This is a genomic window from Rhodococcus sp. P14 (genome assembly GCF_000256505.1).
GTDB lineage: Bacteria > Actinomycetota > Actinomycetes > Mycobacteriales > Mycobacteriaceae > Rhodococcus > Rhodococcus ruber.
In genome coordinates this window covers 1-17,225 of record NZ_AJFC01000085.1, presented here as the reverse complement: position 1 = coordinate 17,225, position 17,225 = coordinate 1, and the positions used below count along the sequence as shown (strand labels likewise).

Below are 17,225 nucleotides of genomic sequence, written 5' to 3'. Positions count from 1 at the left end.
GCCGGCGCCCGCCATCACGTCGGCGATGGTGGTGGCCGGCACCGGGATCCGGGCGAACGACTCGCGGTGGCTGCGCCGGTGCGAGATCGCGGCGAAGTACCCCAGATCGGTGCTCGACGGGGTGGCCGGAGCCGCCGCCTCGATCCGCGCGATCAACTCGGGCCGCTCCGGCTCCGGTAGCAGCAGGGTCCGGGTGCTCCAGCCGAGCGCCCGGATGCCGAGTTCGAGATTGGCGACGGCGGCCCCGCACGAGATGAGGCGATCCGGGCGCAACGGGTCCGGACCGGGCGCGGCGAACTCGACCCGCTCCTCCAGTTCGGCGGTGCGCGCCGGGAGACGCAGATTCCACGGCTGGGTGTCGTGGATGGAGGGGGCCTCGATCACGGCACGCGCGATGACCTCGGTGTCGCTCGTGGACCAGGTGTCGGGCACCGTGGACATCGCAGCCTCCTCGTCCTGGTCGGTCACCCCCGCACGGCTCATCGGGGCGACGTTCCGAGCATCGCCCGTGGACTGTGCCGGGCGCATGTGCCGAAGGTCCCGAAACTGCCGTCGAACGGCCCGCGGCAGGTGGTGTGCGAGCATGGTCACCGCAACACCGGTGCCAGGAAAGGTGAGGGACGATGCCTCGGGTATTTCTCGTCGACGACCACGAGATCGTGCGGCGCGGGTTGGTCGACCTGCTCGACAGCGTGCCCGACTTCACGGTCGTCGGGGAGGCCGCGTCGGTCGGCGAGGCGCTGGCCCGCATCCCGGGGAGCGGAGCCGAAGTCGCGGTCCTCGACGTGCGTCTGCCCGACGGCAACGGCGTGGAACTGTGCCGTGAGCTGCGGGCCCGCATGCCGGAGCTGCGCGCTCTCATGCTCACCTCCTACGCCGACGACGAGGCCCTGTTCGACGCGATCATGGCGGGTGCGTCCGGATTCGTGCTCAAGCAGATCCTCGGCACCGACCTGGTGTCGGCGATCCGGACCGTCGCGGCCGGCGGCTCGCTGCTCGACAGCCGGGCCACGGCCGCGCTCATGGAACGCATCCGCGCGTCCCGCACGGCGGATCCGCTCGCCGAACTGTCCGACCAGGAACGGGCCGTGTTCGAGCTGATCGGGGAGGGCCTGACCAATCGCGAGATCGCCGAGCGGCTGTTCCTGGCGGAGAAGACGATCAAGAACTACGTCTCGCGGCTGCTGGCCAAGCTCGGGATGCAGCGTCGCACGCAGGCCGCGGTGCTCGCCACCGAGTTGCGCAAGCAGCGCGAGGTCTGACGCCGACCCGTCAGAGCGGCGCCTGCCACACCACGCGCGTGCCGCCCGTCGCGCCGGGGCCGATGCTGCAGCGGCCGCCGCACTGCTGGGCGCGCCGCTCGAGGTTGGTGAGGCCGCTGCGGCGCGGGGCGTCCGGCAGCCCGATGCCGTCGTCGACGATCTCGATCGTGAATTCGTCTCCCGCTGAGACGGATACTGAGATCTTCTCCGACTGCGAGTGACGCAACGCGTTGCTGAGTCCTTCCCGCAGCACCGCTTCGGCGTGCGGATGGATGCGGGCGGGGACCAGAGTGTCTATCGGCCCGGAGAACTGGACGTTCGGCGCCACCGGCGACTGGGCGGTCAGGTCGCCGACCACGTCCAGCAGCCGCCGCCGCAGGCTGGTCGATGCCGCGGCGCCGGTGGTGTGCAGATCGAAGATGGTGGTGCGGATCTCGCGGACGGTGCGGTCGAGTTGCTCGACGGCGTGCTGGACCACGTTCGCGACCCGGTCGGGGTCGGTGCCGGGAACCAGCGTGCTCTGCAGGCTCATCCCGGTGGCGAACAACCGCTGGATCACGTTGTCGTGCAGATCCTGCGCGATGCGGTCGCGGTCCGCGAGCACGTCCAGCAACCGCTTCTTGCGTTGCTGCGTGGCGAACTCCAGCGCGACGGTGACGAGATCGGCCATGGATTCGAGCCGCGTGACGTCCTCGTCGTCCCACGCGTCGGATCGGGCCGCCCGGGTGACGATCAGGGCGCCGCTCGCGCCGGAGGTGGCGGACAACGGCAGGACGACGGCGCGGCCGTCGGTGCCCGCCGCGTCCGGGATGCCCTCGAGACTGTCGGTGAGCAGGGTGCGCCGCGTCCGGATCGCCTCGAGCACAGGAGAACCGGTGAGGTCGAGGCGAGTGCCGGCCGACGGCGGGCCGGGTGCGGCGGCGGCCCGGACCGTGCCCTGGGTGCCGTCGACGAGCACGACGTAGCTGCCGTCGGTGTGGGCGAGGTCGCGCACGCGGTCGACGAGCAGTTCCAGCGTTTCGTCGACCGAGCCGCCGACCAGCAGCCGGGAGTTGATCGTCGCCACCGCCTCGAGCCAGCGTTCGCGGGTGACGGAGCCTTCGAACAGGCGCGCGTTGTCGATCGCGACGCCCGCGGAGGTCGCGAGCACCTTCAGGATCACCTCGTCCTCTTCGGTGAACGCCGGGGAACCGACCTTCTCCGTGAGGTAGATGCTGCCGAACACCTTGCCGCGCACCATGATCGGGGTCCCGAGGAAGCTCTTCATCGGCGGATGTCCCGGAGGGAAGCCGATCGACGCGGGATGCCGGGACAGGTCCGCGATGCGCACCGGCCTCGGGTCGTTGATGAGCAGACCGAGGAGGCCGCGGCCCTCCGGCAGATGCCCCATGCGGCCGCGCGCCTCGGGGGCGATACCCACGTAGACGAACTCCGAGAGTCCACCGTCGGGAGCCCGCACGCCCAGCGCGCCGTAGCGGGCGTCGAGCAGCGTGACGGCCGCGGAGACGATGCGCTGGAGCATCGAGTCGAGTTCGAGACCCGACCCGACGACGAGCACCGCCTCGAGCAGGCTCTGCAGGCTCGCGCGGGTGGTGACGGTGTCGGTCAGCCGATCCCGGATCTCGGCGAGCAGTCCGTCGATGTCGGCGGTGCGGTCGCCGGGGCGACCGACGGCGGTGCCGTCACCGGGGCGACCGACGGCGGTGCCGGCGGTCGTAGCGTCACCGGTAGTGCTCACACCGTCAGCATAGGTGCCGTCGAAGACGGCCCCTCTCGTGCACCGGACGCAACCGGCCGCCGGCGCCTCGCCGGCGTGTGAGAATTCGGGTATGGAGAACACACCGGCCCGGACCGGGCTCGGGTGACGGTCGCCGTGCGATTCCCGGGCGCCGCGCTGTTCACCGACCTGTACGAGGTCACGATGGCGCAGGCCTACGCGGTCCGGGGCATGTCGGAGACGGCCGTGTTCGAGACGTTCTTCCGGAAGCTGCCGCCCGGAAGGTCGTACGTGGTGGCCGCCGGCCTGCCCGATGTGCTCGACTTCCTCGAGGCGTTCCGGTTCGAGGACGACGACCTGCGATACCTGCGCGGGCTCGGATTGTTCTCCGACGAGTTCCTCGGACAGCTCGCTGCGGTGCGCTTCACCGGCGACGTGTGGGCGGTGCCGGAGGGCACGGTGGTCTTCCCGAACGAACCGATCGTGCAGGTCGTCGCGCCGATCCTGGAGGCACAGCTCGTCGAGACGTTCGTGCTGAACCGGATCCACCTGCAGAGCGTCCTCGCCAGCAAGGCCGCGCGCATCGTCGAGGCCGCGCAGGGGCGCCCGGTGGTGGATTTCGGCGCACGCCGGGCGCACGGCACGGACGCCGCGCTCGAAGTCGCCCGCGCCGGATACCTCGCGGGAGCCGCCGGAACGTCGAATCTGCTCGCCGCCAGGGAGTACGGGATTCCGGCGTTCGGCACGATGGCGCACAGCTTCGTCCAGGCCTTCGACGACGAGGCCGAGGCCTTCGAGGCGTTCGCCCGGCTGTATCCGGGTACGACGCTGCTGGTCGACACCTACGACACCCTGCGCGGCGTGGACCTCGTCGTCGACCTGGCCGGGCGGCTGGGCGATCGGTTCGACGTGCGCGCGATCCGGCTGGATTCCGGTGATCTCGGTGCCCTGTCGAAGGCCGCGCGCGCCCGGCTCGACGCAGCGGGGCTGCACGACGTCCGGATCTTCGCCTCGTCGGGCCTCGACGAGTACAGCATCGCGGCACTGCTCGACGCCGGTTGCCCCGTCGACGGCTTCGGTGTGGGCACCCACCTGTCGATCGCCCAGGACGCGCCGACCCTCGACATGGCGTACAAGCTGGTCGAGTACGCCGGCGTCGGACGTACGAAGCTGTCGAGCGGCAAGGTGCTCCATCCCGGGCGCAAGCAGGTGTTCCGGCGGACCGACGGCGGCGTATTCGCCGGCGACACCATCGGCCGGCCGGACGAGGACCTCCCGGGTGAGCCGCTGCTGGTGCCCGTCATGAGAGCCGGCCGGCGGCTGCCGCAGTACGACACAGGACTCGACGACGCGCGACGGCGTGCACGGCAGCAGATCGACGCCCTTCCGACGGCGCTTCGTTCCCTCGACGAGGCGGGGGCGCCGTATCCCGTGGCGGTGAGTGCACGGGTGCAGGACGATCTGGATCGGTTGCGCGGTGCTCGGCAGGCTCCCTGACCGGTTGACTGCCGCGGCGGGCGGAGGCCGCTTCCTGGGCAGCTCGCCGTGCCGACGGTGGCGTTCGCGCTCGTCGACCCCATGGGTTTCCTTCGGCGGCTCTTCGGTGGGCAGCGGCGTTGTGGGCAGCGGCGTGGTCTGCACCGGCGACGGTTGCGCTGGGGGCCGTCCTCGCCGATTCTGAGTCGATGACGGTTGCGGGGGGTGCGGAGTCCGGCACGGATCCGGTCGACGCCGCACGGCGTGCGCTCGCCTCCGTGGGTACGTTCCTGATGCCGGCGGCAGACCTGTGGCGATCCCTCGGTGCCGACGCCGATGCGTGGGTCCGGTTCTCCGCGCATTGGGAGGAGCTCGAGCCCGACCCGTACGCGGCAGAACAGGGTGTGCACCGGCTGCGGCGCTACGGCCGATTCCGGTACCGGACGGCCGACGGCGCGCTGGAGCCCGCGGCGCACCGGGACTTCGTCCAGCCGGACGGCTCCAACGTCCTCTACCTCGCCCGGGACCGCCGTTTCGAACCGCTGAGGGCCGCGTTCCTCGAAGATCCGCTGTTCGAGCGCACGGTGAAGCTCGTGGGCCGGATCGCGCCGGTCCTCGACGAAGCTCCCGAATGGACGGTGTGGGTGCATCCGTTCCGTGTGGTCGCCTCGGCAGACAACGAGGGCCGGCCCACACCCGAGGGCGTGCACCGCGACGGTGTCACGCTGGTCGGTTCCCTGTTGATCGGCGTCGACAACGCCGCCGGGGGCGAAAGCTCGGTGTTCGGCCCGGACGGCGAGCGACTCGTGACGACGACCCTGCGCGAACCCGGCACCTTCCTCCTGGGCGACGACCGTTGCACCTGGCACGGTGTTTCGCCGATCCGGCCCGTCGACCCCGGAAAGCCGGCGCGGAGGGACGTGCTGGTGGTCACCTTCGCTCCGTCGGCCCCGTGCGGCGGGACATGAGCACGAAGGCCGCCACCGCCACGGCGACGGGCAGGACGCTGACCGTCAGCATGGTGAGGCGCACCGCGTCGGCCAGGTCCGCGCCGAGATCGAGACCGCCCGCCTGCCGGAGCAGGTTCGGGTCGTACCCGGCGCCACCGAGGCTCTGCGCCACCGCGCTACGCGCGGCATCCACGGCCTGCTCGCCCTGGGTCGCCGTCAGCCCGCGTGCCTCGGTGTCGGCCAGCCATTCTCGCTGGAAGAACACGTTGAGAAGCAGCAGGTACACGGTGGGCCCGAACGCATAGCCGGTCATCCCGAAGGCCAGCTGCACGGAAGCCACCGTTCCGGACTGCCCGCTCGGCGCCTGCGAGAGCACCGTCTCGGACACGGAGGTGGAGGTCACCATCGAGCCCAGGTTGTACAGCCACACGGCCGAGACGAGCAACCACAGCGCCATTGCCGGATCGACCGTGCCCGCCATCAGCAGTCCGCCGGCTGCCATGAACAGGAGGCCGACGACCATCACCGGTCTCGGCGAGAACCTCCCCACCAGGCTCCCGGACCAGACCACGAAACCGGCGATCAGCAGCGTGCCGGGGAGGAACAGCAGGCCGACGGTCTCCGGCGACAGCGCGAGCACCACACTGCCGAACTGCCCCAGGACGATGCCGAGCCCGGCCATGAGGAAATTCAGTGTGAAGGTCGCCGCCAGAGCCACGCTGAAGGCCCGGCTTCCGAACAGAGCCAGGTCCAGTGCCGGTACGGGGGTGCGACGTTCGTGGCGAACGAACAGCACGGCGGCGACCACGCTGACAGCCAACGGCAGCCATGTCTGGGGCCGGAGGATGCCGTTCTGCGCGGCTGCCAGCCCGATGACGAGTGCCAGGAGCGCCGTACCGACCAGGACGACGCCGGCCACGTCCAGCCGAGCGCGATGCTGAACGGGCGTCTCCGGGACGAACCTCGCCGTCAGCAGAAGCGAGATCACGGCCAGCAGCGGTGCGACCAGGAACACCACTTGCCAGCCGGCGGCCGCCACCGCCCAGCCCGTCAACGCAGGGAGTACCCCACAGAGAATCATCTCGACGGCCACGAAGACGCCGATGGCCGTCGGCCGCTGCTTGTCCGTCACGGACGTCTTGAGCAGTGCCAGCGGCACTCCGAGCAGCGCCGTCATTCCCAATCCGGCCACGACCCGCATCGCAAGCAGGAAGGCGTAGTGGGGCGAGAGCATGGAGAGCAGATCGGCGACGGTGACGACGACCAGTCCCGACATCAGCAGGCGTCGAAGCCCGAACGCGTCGCCGAGGTTGCCCGCGGCGAGGACGGCTGCGGCCATCACCAGTGTCGCCGTGCCGCCGAGCAATCCGACGAGCTGCGGTGGCACATCGAGGGCACGGCTCACCTGGGGCATGTTCAGGCTCAGCACCAGCGGGTCGACGACCGTGATCGTGAAGGCGAGGGACAGGGCCAGGATGATCGGCAGGGTCCTCGCGGGGGTCTGCAACCGAGACGTAGGCACCGCCCACCTCCCTGCTCCCAGGTCCGACGTGATCGACTCTAACCCCCGGATTCCGCGTCCCGTCGGAGGTTGGAGGGCCGAATCGACTGCCGGACACCGGCTGCAACGGCGGTTCGGCTGGATGCGAGAGACCGCCCCGGCCGTCGTCGGGGAGGATCCACCCGAGACCCGGCCACCGACGCCCCGCCCGCGGTCGGGGGTGCTACGCCCGGGACGCCGTGTCCGAGAGCAGCCCGGACACGGCGTGCACGATCGACGGTGCCGGATCGGTCCTCGACTTGCCGAGGTCGTGGGCCGCGCCCGTCACCGGGAGCAGCACGACGGGCGCTGGGATCAGCGGCACCGCGTCGCGCATCTCGTCCAGGGTGCCGAACGGGTCGCGGTCACCGTGGGCGAACACCGCCGGCACGGCGAGCGCGGGCAGGTGCTCGGTGCGCGCTTTCTCGGGCTTGCCCGGCGGATGCAGCGGATAGGACAGCAGGACGAGCGCGTCCGCGACGCCGGGCCGTTCGGCCGCGAGCATCGACGTCTGCCGGCCGCCGTACGAGACACCGCCGAGCACGAGTGGGCCGACTGTGCGGGCCCGCATCGCCTCGGCCGCCGCCGCGATCCCGGCCCGGTCCTCCGCGGCCCGCGACGGCTGCGGCGGCCCCTTCGGGCGTCGGCGCCGGAACGGCAGGTCGAAGCGCAACGCGAGGAACCCCGCGTCGGCGAACGCGCCGCACAGCTGCCGCAGGATCGCCGCGTCGCAGTTGCCGCCCGCCCCGTGGGTCAGGGCCACCGCACCGCGCGGAGCGCCGTCGGGGTGATGCAGCACGCCGTGCACCGAATCGTCGTCGAGGGCCTCGGTCGTCACCGGCCCACGGTAGCCGGACGCGGACGCAGCACCGTGCGCCACAGGTGCACGAGCATCGCGGCGAACACCGCCGCCCACACCGTCACGGCCACCCACAGTTCCGTCCGGCCGACGACACCGACCCACGGCAGCTCGTCGGCCTCGGCGAGGTAGATCCCGGCGACGCCGTACATCCCGAGCGGGAACACGATCGACCACAGGCCCGGTTCGTAGCGCAGCCGGATGCGGTGGGTGCGGTGCCGCCACCATCCGGCGGCGACGAGGGCGGGCAGCAGCCACGTCGCGAACGCCCAGAACACCACGACCAGCCCGGCGACGAGTCCGCGGGTGGCGTCGACCATCGGGGCCGACTCCATGGCCACGATGCGGGAACCGGCCACCACGGTGATCGCCGCGGCCCCCATCGACACCCAGTACGACGGCGTGAGGTCCACCGGCCGCAGCGGATACTGCATCATCCGTGCCGCGACGAACACGCCCGCCGCGGCGTAGAGGAACAGGCCCACCGACCACGCGAACACCGCCACCAGCGACAGCGGCCGGCGCAGGTCGTCGTAGACCGGCTCGAGGGTCGCCGCGGCGAGTGCGACCGACTGGGCTGCGACCACCCACACGAACCAGCTGCCGTTGGCCTTGGCGATCACCGGGCGCCGGCGGGTGCCGAGCACCGCCGTCCACGGGATGACGTAGCCGAGCACGAGCCACGTCGCGGCCGCGGCGGCGAGCAGGACCGCGGCCGTCGAGTGCCACCCGTCCATGGTCAGGCGGATCCCCAGCACGTTGCTGCCCGCGACGAACGTGAAGAATCCGAATGCGCGGCTCGCGTCGGTGAGGTCGGTGCGGACCTCGTCGCGGAACCGCACGAGCCGCCACCCGGTCAGCGCGAGCAGGACGACGTAGGCGACGGCAGAGACCAGCAGCAACGCGGCCGACACCGTCGTCAGGCCGTGCAGATGCATGCCGATCGACACGATGCCGGTCGCCATCACGAGCGCGAAGTAGCCGGGGTCGAGCGTGCGGGCGCACCCGCGGAGACCGTCGAGAACCGTCACAGCCGCACGCTACCGCCGGGGTGCCCGTCCGGATCGGCGCGGGTCCGCACGGCACCGCTCACTTGACCAGCCGCGACAGCCGCCGGTCCGCGAGGATCCTGCCGCCGGTCTGACACGTGGGGCAGTACTGGAAGGAGCGCTCGGCGTAGGCGACCTCGCGGACGGTGTCGCCGCACTCCGGGCAGGGCAGCCCGGCGCGGGCGTGGACCCGCATCCCCGACCGCTTCTCGCCTTTGAGCCGTGCGGCGTCCTGCCCCACGGAACGGGTGACGGCGTCGAGCAGCACCGTGCGCATCGCGTCGTACAGCGCCTGTCGTTGCTCTTCGCCGAGCCGGCCCGCCGGCGCGAACGGCGACAGCCGGGCGACGTGCAGGATCTCGTCGGAGTAGGCGTTGCCGATCCCGGCGAGCACCTGCTGGTCGGTGAGGGCGGTCTTCAGGCGTGCGGTGCTGCCGGCCAGTCGCGCGGCCAGCTCGTCGGCGGTGACGGCCAGGGCGTCGGGACCGAGCCGGGCGATGCCGGGCACCTGCTGCGGGCGGTCGACGATCCACACGGCCAGACGTTTGCGGGTGCCGGCCTCGGTGAGGTCGAAGGCGGGGGTGGCGGCCTCGGGGGTGAACAGATGTACCCGCAGCGCGAGTGGGCCGCGGCCCAGCTTCGGCGGGGCCGGCGACGGGTTGTCCTGCCAGCGCAGCCACCCGGCGCGTGACAGGTGCACGACGAGCCAGAGCCCGGCGCAGTCGACCGCGAGGAACTTCCCGAATCGGGACACGCCGGTGACGTCGCGGCCCTGCAGCGCGGTGACCGGCGGGTCGGCGGTCTGCAGGACGCTGAGCGCCGCCACGTCGATCCGGCCGACGACGGCACCGACGGCGTGCTCGCGCAGGAACACCGCCAGGGCTTCCACCTCGGGCAGCTCGGGCATGGTGCCAGGCTATCGCGCTCGTGCGTGCTTCGGGCTGCCCCGACGACCACAACCACGCACGGGCGATAGCCTGTCGGGGTGACTGCCGTGCCCACCCCGTACGAAGACCTCCTCCGCTTGGTGCTCGAGACCGGCACGCCGAAGGCGGACCGGACGGGCACCGGTACGCGCAGCCTGTTCGGGCACCAGATGCGTTTCGACCTCGCGCAGGGCTTTCCGCTGATCACCACCAAGAAGGTGCACCTGAAGTCGATCGTGTACGAGCTGCTGTGGTTCCTGCGCGGCGACTCGAACGTCAAGTGGCTGCAGGAGCACGGCGTGACCATCTGGGACGAGTGGGCCGACGCCGACGGCGAGCTCGGTCCCGTCTACGGGGTGCAGTGGCGGTCCTGGCCGGCCCCCGACGGCGGGCACATCGACCAGATCACCAAGGCGATCGACACCATCCGCACCGACCCCGACTCGCGGCGCATCGTGGTCTCCGCGTGGAACGTCGGCGAGATCGACAAGATGGCGCTCGCGCCGTGCCACGCGTTCTTCCAGTTCCACGTCGCCGGCGGCAGGCTCAGCTGCCAGCTGTACCAGCGCAGCGCCGACCTGTTCCTCGGCGTGCCGTTCAACATCGCCAGCTATGCGCTGCTCACCCACATGGTCGCTCAGCAGACCGATCTCGAGCCGGGCGAGTTCGTGTGGACGGGCGGGGACTGCCACATCTACGACAACCACGTCGAGCAGGTCACCGAGCAGCTCGCCCGGGAGCCCTATCCGTACCCCACCCTGGAGCTGAACCGGCGCGGGTCGATCTTCGAGTACGAGTACGAGGACGTGCAGGTCACCGGCTACCGGCACCACCCGCCCATCAAGGCCCCGGTCGCGGTATGACGGCGGCGGGGGACGTCGTCCTGATCTGGGCGCAGGACCGCGCCGGGGGCATCGGCCGCGACGGTGCGATCCCGTGGCACATCCCCGAGGACATGGCGCACTTCCGGGCCGCGACGCGGGGAAAGCCGGTGATCATGGGCCGGTTGACGTGGGAGTCGCTGCCGCCGCGCTTCCGGCCGCTGCCGGGCCGGCGCAACATCGTCGTCACCCGCGACCCGGCCTGGTCGGACGCGGGCGCCGAGGTGGCCCACGGGGTGCCGCAGGCCCTGGCGCTCGCCGGGGACGGCGACGTCTGCGTCATAGGTGGCGGACAGATCTACGCGCAGGCCGTACCGCACGCGACGCAGCTGGTCGTCACGGAGGTGGACCTGGACACCGGAGCGGATGCCTTCGCCCCGCCGATCGGTTCCGAGTGGACCGCCGTGGACGTCGGTGAGCGGCAGGAATCCGGCGACGGAATCGGGTTCCGTTTCGTCCGGTACACGCGAACCTGACCGGTGGCGCGTCCGGTGGGCCATACTGCGAGGGCGTACCCCGACCAGGAAGGGCAGCCATGGACAAGCTATCCCTCACGGCTCTGGCGCGACAGCAACTGAAGCTGGCGGCGGCATCGAGCAGCGGCCGCAGCTCGCAGACCATCTTCGGCGGGCACGCCAGGCATCTGCGGCAGACGATGGTCGCGCTGCTCGCCGGACACGAACTCGCCGAGCACGACGGCCCCGGCGAGGGGTCCCTGCAGGTGCTCAGCGGGCGCCTGTCCCTGATCGCCGGGGACGATTCCTGGAAGGGTTCGACCGGCGACTATCTGGTGCTGCCCACCGTCCGGCACAGCGTCACCGCGCTCGAGGACGTCGTGTTCCTGCTGACCGTGGTCAAGTGAGCGCTCACCGCTGCGGCAGCGCCACTCCGCGGTAGCCGCGGTACCCGGCCCAGGCGAGTCGCCGCTCCCGCCACGGGTCGTACTCCACGTGCGTCGGGTCGTCGAAGACGACGGTGGCGCGGTCGTGTTCGTCGTAGCGCGGCCACGACGGCAGCGGCTCTCCCACGTGCGCGAAGTGCAGCCATTGGCGCTGCACCGCGTCGCTCACCGTGCGCAGCGCACGCCGGCCCCCGGCGGCGGTGACCACCCGTCCCAGGGCGGTGTCGGCCTGGCCGAACACGGAGAGCAGTTCGAAGGCGTGGGTGGCGTGGAAGCCGGTCCAGCGCAGCAGCGGCGGCGCGTAGTCGAACCGGTAGCTGTAGGTGGGGGCGTGGCGGGAGTGGGCCTGGGCGATCTCGATCGAGGGATGCCAGAACGTGAGGTCGCCGCCGAGGTCGACGGCCGCCCGGGCGTCCGGATACCCGGGATAGGCCGCGACGACGCGTTCCTGGGCCGTGGGATCGGTGAGCCCGAACATCTGCTCGATGCGGAGTTGATTGGTCGGCAGCGCGTCGAGGACCCGCGGGAACAGCGTCCCCTCCCGGGCGTTGGTGCCGATGACGAGCGGAACCCGATGTGCGGCACCGGTTTCGTAGGCCTCGACGGGGGTGGTGGGGAGGTAGTCGCCGTCGACGACGGGACCGAACGCGTGCAGGCCGGGAGTCTCGTGCAGGATGCGCCCGCTGAGCCGCCGGGCGGCACGGCCGAAGTCGACCGGAGTGGCGGACCCGAGTGCCTCGACCGCGGAATCCCGGTCTGCGCCGAGCAGTTCGACGAAACGTCGCGCCCACTCGGCCGCATGCTCGGCGTCGACGACGAGGTTGGGTGCCGAACTCTGGGCGACGGCGCGGGCGAACAGTCCTTCGGCCGCCGGGGTGGCGAGCAGCGTGGTCACGGCATTGCCGCCGGCGGACTCGCCGAAGATCGTGATGTTGTCGGGGTCGCCGCCGAAGGCGGCGATGTTGCGGCGCACCCACGCCAGCGCGGCAACCTGGTCGCGTAGTCCGAGATTGGAGTCGAACGGTCTTTCGGCCGTGGAGAATTCGGTGAAGTCGAGATAGCCGAGGCTGCCGAGCCGGTAGTTGATCGACACGTAGATCAGGTCACCGCGGCGTACCAGCGATTCCCCGCCGTAGAGCGGCAGCGCCGTAGTGCCCAGCGTGTAGGCGCCGCCGTGGATGAACACCATCACCGGTCGGGGTGCCGCGGCGGGGGCCGCGGGTGCCAGCACGTTGAGCGTCAGGCAGTCCTCGCTCGCGGGCTGCTGTTTCCGGAAGCCGATGGTCAGGCCCCGTGGGTGCTGGCTCGCCGCGGCACCGAAGTGCGTGGCGTCGCGCTCGCCGGTCCACGGCTGCACCGGTTGCGGGGCGCGCAGTCGCAGCGGGCCGACCGGAGGAGCTGCGTAGGGGACTCCGCGCCAGGCGAGCAGGTCGCCGATGCGGGTGCCCCGCAGGGCACCGTCGGAAACTGTGACAAGGGTCTCGTCCGCCATGTTCGAACTGTACGTGACGGCCGGTCATAGGTGCCGCGTTACCAGTGCCGGCCGTGCAGGCCGTGGGCGGCGAGCTCGGCGTCGGTGTGGGCGCGCAGGGTGGCCCGGGTGGGGAAGCACTCGTCGTCGAGTGCGACGAGGGCCAAGGTGTAGCGGTCCCCCTGACGGCACAGGTATGCGGCGAGCCGGGTGGATGTCGCGGCCCGGGCGGTCGCGAGTCCCGGGTGGACGGCGCGGGTCGCGACGCCGGTGGTGCGGTGCGGCCCGAAGCCGTCGAGCACCGCGGGCAACGGTCCGATATTGGAGCACAGCAGGTCCCGCTCACCGGCCCCGGCGGCGATGCGCGCGGCGAGCCGGTCGGGCAGCAGTTGCAGCGCCTCGTCCGGCAGGCCGTGCGGCGCCCCCTCCCGGCCGCGGGTGTACGCCGCCCGGGCGTGGTGGCGGATCGACGCCGGGGTATCGGAGGCGTCGACCACCACCTCGGTCATCGTCACCCCGTTGCCGGCGCCGGGGAGCCCGGGCGCGGCGGTGCGGCCGTCGACGGGCACCGCGATCCGCACCGGCCAGTCGAGCCCGGCGCGGTGCGCGACGCCCGTGGCGAGGGCGAGGAAGAGCGAGTTGGGGGTGCCGCCGGCCGTGTCGGCGGCGGTGTCCCAGGCGAGCGCGTCCACGTCGAGCAGTGCCGTCCGCGCCGGTGAGCGGATCGGACGGGGACGCGGGGGCTTGCCGGTCGTGGGGGACCAGCGGGCCCGGCGCAGGCCGCGGGCGACGCGACGGACCAGGCGCGCGGCGTCGCGGAGGTCGGAGACGCGCTCGGGGTCGGACGGACGGATCCGCTCGGCCAGCGCGTCGGCGACGGCGTCGATCAGACCGCGCGCGTCGGCGAGCACGTGCGAGCACACCAGCGAGACGACCGTTCCGCCGCCCTCGACGCGGGTGGCGGTCAGCGCCCAGCCCGGTCCGAGTTCGGGGTCGACGTCCACTTCCGCCTGCTGGTCCGCCCAGGTGAGGACGTCGGTGGTGGGGATCGGCTCGGGTGGGTAGCGCAGCGGGTAGCTGCGCAGGCCCGGCTCGAGCCGGGGGCGGGCGCCCGGGACGTGCGGGCGAACCACGCGGCGGCCGAGGGGGCCGCGGCCGAGTGCGTCGTGCAGCGAGATCAGCAGGGGGGCGCCCACGGTGTCGCCGGTGCGCCACAGTCCCTGCAGTGCGACGGGCAGGCCGAGGCCGCGATGTCTGTACAGGAAGATCTCGTCCACCACGCTGAGCCGGTTCACGGTCCCGACGGTAGCCGCCGTCCTTGACCCAAGCTGTGAATCGAGGTTCAATTCTTTCGTGGCCTACCGCCGGACCCCCGCCGTGCAGCAGCGGCTCGACGCGCAACGCGAGGCGATCGCCGACGCCGCCGTGAGCCTGCTGTCCGAGCGCGGCTACCAGGGACTGTCCATCGCGGCGGTCGCCGAGCGCGCCGGCGTCGCCACCGGCAGCGTCTACCGGCACTACGCCGACAAGTCCGAACTGATGGTGCGCATCTTCCGCAGCCTGTGCGGCCGGGAGGTCGACGCCGTCGTCGCGGCCGCCGACGCGGCCCGGCCGGACGGTGCGGCCGCACAGGTGGCCGCCGTCGTCGAGACCTTCGCCCGCCGCGCCCTGCGCAACCCCACCCTCGCCTACGCCCTGCTCGCCGAACCCGTCGACGCGGCCGTCGACGCCGAACGCCTGGTGCTGCGCCGCGCCTTCGCGGCGGCGTTCGAGGACGCCCTGCGCCGCGGTGTCGACTCGGGCGATCTCACCTCTCGCAACCCGGCGCTGTCCGCCGCCGCCCTCGTCGGGGCGGTCGGCGAGGTTCTCACCGGCCCGCTGCAGTCCGGCGTGGCCGCCACCGACACCGTCCCCGAACTCGTCGCATTCGCCCTACGCGCACTAGGAGCCCGGCCATGACCGAATCACCCACGTTTCCCGCCACCCACGAGGTGTTCAACCAGGTGCCCGACCTCGTGCCGTACCAGGCGGCCGACGACGCGGCACTGCTCGAGGGCCTGCGCCGCGAAGGAGCCGCCTGGGCCGAGGACGAAGTCCGGGAGATCGGCGCGCTCGCCGGAGGGACGCGTGCGCAGGAATGGGGCAGGCTCGTCGACGAGTACCCGCCCGTGCTGCACACCCACGATCGCTACGGGCACCGCGTCGACGAGGTGGAGTTCCATCCGCACTGGCACGACCTCATGACGGTGGCCGTCGAGCACGGCATGCACGCGGCACCGTGGCGCGACCCCCGGGCCGGGGCGCACGTCGCCCGGGCCGCCAAGTTCTACGTGTGGGGCCAGGCCGAAGCGGGACACATGTGCCCGATCTCCATGACGTACGCGGTGATACCGGCGCTGCGGCACAATCCCGAACTCGCCGCGACGTACGAGCCGCTGCTCACCGCCCCGCACTACGACTTCGGGCTCCGGGAACCGTCCACCAAGCGCGGCCTGATCGCCGGCATGTCCATGACCGAGAAGCAGGGCGGATCGGACGTGCGGGCCAACACGACGACCGCGACCCCTCAGGCGGACGGCAGTTACCGCATCGTCGGACACAAGTGGTTCACCTCCGCACCGATGTCGGACATGTTCCTCACGCTGGCGCAGACCACCAGCGGCCTCTCGTGCTTCCTGCTGCCGTGGGTGCTTCCCGACGGCAGCCGCAACCGCATCCGCATCCAGCGGCTCAAGGACAAGCTCGGGAACAAGTCGAACGCGTCCTCCGAGATCGAGTACGAGGGCGCAACCGGCTGGCTCGTCGGCGCGGAGGGCCGCGGCGTCAACACCATCATCGAGATGGTGAACATGACGCGCCTGGACTGCGTGATCGGCTCGGCGACCGGAATGCGCGCGGCGACGCTGCGCGCCGTCCACCACGCCCGCCACCGGAAGGCGTTCGGCGCCCTGCTCGTCGACCAGCCGCTCATGCGGAACGTGCTCGCCGACCTGATCGTCGAGTCGGAAGCCGCGACGACCATGATGATGCGGCTGGCCGGTGCGACGGACCGCGCATCGACGGATCCGCAGGAGGCGGCGCTGCGCCGCATCGCCCTCGCGGTCACCAAGTACTGGGTGTGCAAGCGCGCCCCCGCCCACGCCGCGGAGGCCCTCGAATGCCTCGGCGGCAACGGCTACGCCGAGGAATCCGGGATGCCGCGGCTGTACCGCGAGGCACCGCTCATGTCGATCTGGGAGGGCTCGGGCAATGTCGCCGCCCTCGACGCGCTACGGGCGATGGTCAAGCAGCCCGAGACCGTGGACGCGTTCTTCGCCGAGGTACGCCTGGCCGAGGGCGCCGACTCCCGGCTCGACGACGCCGTGGCGCGCGTCGGCAAGGAACTCGCCGATCTCGAGAACGTCGAGTACCGGGCCCGCCGGATCGTGGAACTGATGGCGCTGGTCCTGCAGGGTGCACAGCTCGTGCGGCACGGGCATCCGGCCGTCGCGGACGCCTTCTGCGCCACCCGGCTGGGCGACGACTGGGGCATCGCCCTGGGGACCATGCCCACCGGCGTGGACACCGCGGCGATCCTCGCGCGCGTCTGATCTGCGGCGATCCCTGCGCGACCCGGACCTGCGACGATCCACAGGGCATACTGGAGGTAACGACAACGATCGTCGAGCGAGCCCGGAGCCCCTCATGATCAGAAGCAGCGAATGGCGGGAATGGGGGGTCCCGGTGACGGTGGCCGTCACCGAGTACGCCGTCCTGGCGGAGGCCGAAACGCGGGTGCGCGCCGCGATCGCGGAATCCGAGGCGGCGTGCAACCCGCAGCGCGGCGACGCGGAGATCCACGAGGTCAACCTCGCCCAGGGCATTCCCGTCCAGGTCAGCCCGCGGCTGTCGGCGTTGCTGCGCTCGGCGCTCTGGGTCGCCCGGATGACCGACGGGACGGTGAGTCCCTTGGCGGCCGACGACGCAGGGATCGACGAGGACGCCACCCCGCCCATCCATCCGCTCCCCGACTACAGCGACATCCACCTCGACGGCGAGACCGTGCTGGCCCCGTTCGGCGTCAACCTCGACATCACCGAGACGGCCAGGGCCGACACCGCGGATCGGGCCGCCGCGACCGTGGCCCGCAGCCTCGAATGCGGTGTCCTGGTGCGGATGGGCGACGTGACGGCCACCGCCGGTCACAGTCCCGC

Annotated in this window: 16 protein-coding genes and 1 pseudogene; 9 read left to right on the top strand and 8 right to left on the bottom strand. The window is 71.8% G+C overall.

The window, feature by feature from the left end; genetic code table 11:
- Positions 1-483: pseudogene (locus OEY_RS0106375) on the bottom strand (nitroreductase family protein); the annotation flags it as partial.
- A 140-nt stretch (positions 484-623) separates the two neighbouring features.
- On the opposite strand from OEY_RS0106375, the gene OEY_RS0106370 reads away from it, so the two are divergent.
- Entirely contained in the window at positions 624-1,262 is a 639-nt protein-coding gene (locus OEY_RS0106370) for a response regulator (RefSeq protein WP_003937734.1), read from the top strand.
- 10 nt (positions 1,263-1,272) lie between these two features.
- Here the strand turns inward: OEY_RS0106370 and OEY_RS0106365 are convergent, their stop codons facing one another.
- A complete protein-coding gene (locus OEY_RS0106365; protein WP_029539920.1) occupies positions 1,273-2,904 on the bottom strand; it encodes a sensor histidine kinase in 1,632 nt (543 codons plus the stop codon).
- A gap of 231 nt (positions 2,905-3,135) precedes the next feature.
- On the opposite strand from OEY_RS0106365, the gene OEY_RS0106360 reads away from it, so the two are divergent.
- Together OEY_RS0106360 and OEY_RS0106355 are read left to right on the top strand one after the other, a co-directional pair.
- Positions 3,136-4,476 carry a nicotinate phosphoribosyltransferase gene (locus OEY_RS0106360; RefSeq protein WP_371851028.1) on the top strand — a complete coding sequence of 447 codons (1,341 nt, stop codon included), beginning with the start codon at positions 3,136-3,138 and terminating at the stop codon, positions 4,474-4,476.
- Positions 4,477-4,664: 188 nt separating this feature from the next.
- Positions 4,665-5,423, top strand: a complete 759-nt coding sequence (locus tag OEY_RS0106355; RefSeq protein ID WP_010593058.1) for a 2OG-Fe dioxygenase family protein — start codon at positions 4,665-4,667, stop codon at positions 5,421-5,423.
- Here OEY_RS0106355 and OEY_RS0106350 read toward each other — a convergent pair.
- The 4 genes from OEY_RS0106350 to OEY_RS0106335 form a co-directional block, all read right to left on the bottom strand.
- Complete coding sequence (locus tag OEY_RS0106350) at positions 5,386-6,912, bottom strand: MFS transporter (protein WP_010593057.1); 1,527 nt, start codon at positions 6,910-6,912, stop codon at positions 5,386-5,388. The genes OEY_RS0106355 and OEY_RS0106350 overlap by 38 nt on opposite strands.
- Before the next feature lie 217 nt (positions 6,913-7,129).
- A complete protein-coding gene (locus OEY_RS0106345) occupies positions 7,130-7,825 on the bottom strand; it encodes an alpha/beta hydrolase family protein (RefSeq protein ID WP_010593056.1) in 696 nt (231 codons plus the stop codon).
- Entirely contained in the window at positions 7,780-8,835 is a 1,056-nt protein-coding gene (locus tag OEY_RS0106340) for a tellurite resistance/C4-dicarboxylate transporter family protein (RefSeq protein WP_010593055.1), read from the bottom strand. Before OEY_RS0106340 ends, OEY_RS0106345 begins: the two co-directional genes overlap by 46 nt.
- 58 nt (positions 8,836-8,893) lie before the next feature.
- Positions 8,894-9,760, bottom strand: coding sequence for an Fpg/Nei family DNA glycosylase (locus OEY_RS0106335; RefSeq protein WP_010593054.1), 867 nt, complete (start codon positions 9,758-9,760; stop codon positions 8,894-8,896).
- Positions 9,761-9,847: 87 nt separating this feature from the next.
- Here OEY_RS0106335 and OEY_RS0106330 point away from each other — a divergent pair, with 87 nt between their 5' ends.
- From OEY_RS0106330 to OEY_RS0106320, 3 genes are read left to right on the top strand one after another with little or no spacing between them, the layout of a single operon-like run.
- A complete protein-coding gene (locus OEY_RS0106330; protein ID WP_010593053.1) occupies positions 9,848-10,642 on the top strand; it encodes a thymidylate synthase in 795 nt (264 codons plus the stop codon).
- A complete protein-coding gene (locus OEY_RS0106325) occupies positions 10,639-11,136 on the top strand; it encodes a dihydrofolate reductase (RefSeq protein WP_010593052.1) in 498 nt (165 codons plus the stop codon). The genes OEY_RS0106330 and OEY_RS0106325 overlap by 4 nt, the downstream gene beginning before the upstream one ends.
- Positions 11,137-11,195: 59 nt before the next feature.
- Positions 11,196-11,522 (top strand): cupin domain-containing protein, encoded by a 327-nt coding sequence (locus OEY_RS0106320; protein ID WP_010593051.1) that lies wholly within the window; start codon positions 11,196-11,198, stop codon positions 11,520-11,522.
- 4 nt (positions 11,523-11,526) lie between these two features.
- On the opposite strand, the gene OEY_RS0106315 is transcribed toward OEY_RS0106320, so the two are convergent.
- The gene (locus OEY_RS0106315) at positions 11,527-13,053 is read right to left on the bottom strand and encodes a carboxylesterase/lipase family protein (protein WP_010593050.1); all 1,527 of its coding nucleotides are present in this window, start codon (positions 13,051-13,053) and stop codon (positions 11,527-11,529) included.
- A 38-nt stretch (positions 13,054-13,091) separates the two neighbouring features.
- Positions 13,092-14,327, bottom strand: a complete 1,236-nt coding sequence (locus OEY_RS0106310; protein WP_010593049.1) for a hypothetical protein — start codon at positions 14,325-14,327, stop codon at positions 13,092-13,094.
- Positions 14,328-14,385: 58 nt separating this feature from the next.
- On the opposite strand from OEY_RS0106310, the gene OEY_RS0106305 reads away from it, so the two are divergent.
- The 3 genes from OEY_RS0106305 to OEY_RS0106295 all read left to right on the top strand — a co-directional run.
- A complete protein-coding gene (locus OEY_RS0106305; RefSeq protein WP_010593048.1) occupies positions 14,386-14,991 on the top strand; it encodes a TetR/AcrR family transcriptional regulator in 606 nt (201 codons plus the stop codon).
- Positions 14,988-16,622, top strand: a complete 1,635-nt coding sequence (locus tag OEY_RS0106300; RefSeq protein WP_010593047.1) for an acyl-CoA dehydrogenase family protein — start codon at positions 14,988-14,990, stop codon at positions 16,620-16,622. The genes OEY_RS0106305 and OEY_RS0106300 overlap by 4 nt, the downstream gene beginning before the upstream one ends.
- Positions 16,623-16,716: 94 nt before the next feature.
- Positions 16,717-17,225: FAD:protein FMN transferase (locus tag OEY_RS0106295; RefSeq protein ID WP_029539919.1), on the top strand; the 509-nt coding region annotated here is incomplete at its 3' end.

Bases quoted from the DNA above. Each gene is read 5' to 3' on its own strand.
- OEY_RS0106315 (WP_010593050.1), bottom strand. From the start codon at position 13,053: ATGGCGGACGAGACCCTTGTCACAGTTTCCGACGGTGCCCTGCGGGGC.
- OEY_RS0106370 (WP_003937734.1), top strand. From the start codon at position 624: ATGCCTCGGGTATTTCTCGTCGACGACCACGAGATCGTGCGGCGCGGG.
- OEY_RS0106300 (WP_010593047.1), top strand. From the start codon at position 14,988: ATGACCGAATCACCCACGTTTCCCGCCACCCACGAGGTGTTCAACCAG.
- OEY_RS0106325 (WP_010593052.1), top strand. From the start codon at position 10,639: ATGACGGCGGCGGGGGACGTCGTCCTGATCTGGGCGCAGGACCGCGCC.
- OEY_RS0106335 (WP_010593054.1), bottom strand. From the start codon at position 9,760: ATGCCCGAGCTGCCCGAGGTGGAAGCCCTGGCGGTGTTCCTGCGCGAG.
- OEY_RS0106320 (WP_010593051.1), top strand. From the start codon at position 11,196: ATGGACAAGCTATCCCTCACGGCTCTGGCGCGACAGCAACTGAAGCTG.
- OEY_RS0106355 (WP_010593058.1), top strand. From the start codon at position 4,665: ATGACGGTTGCGGGGGGTGCGGAGTCCGGCACGGATCCGGTCGACGCC.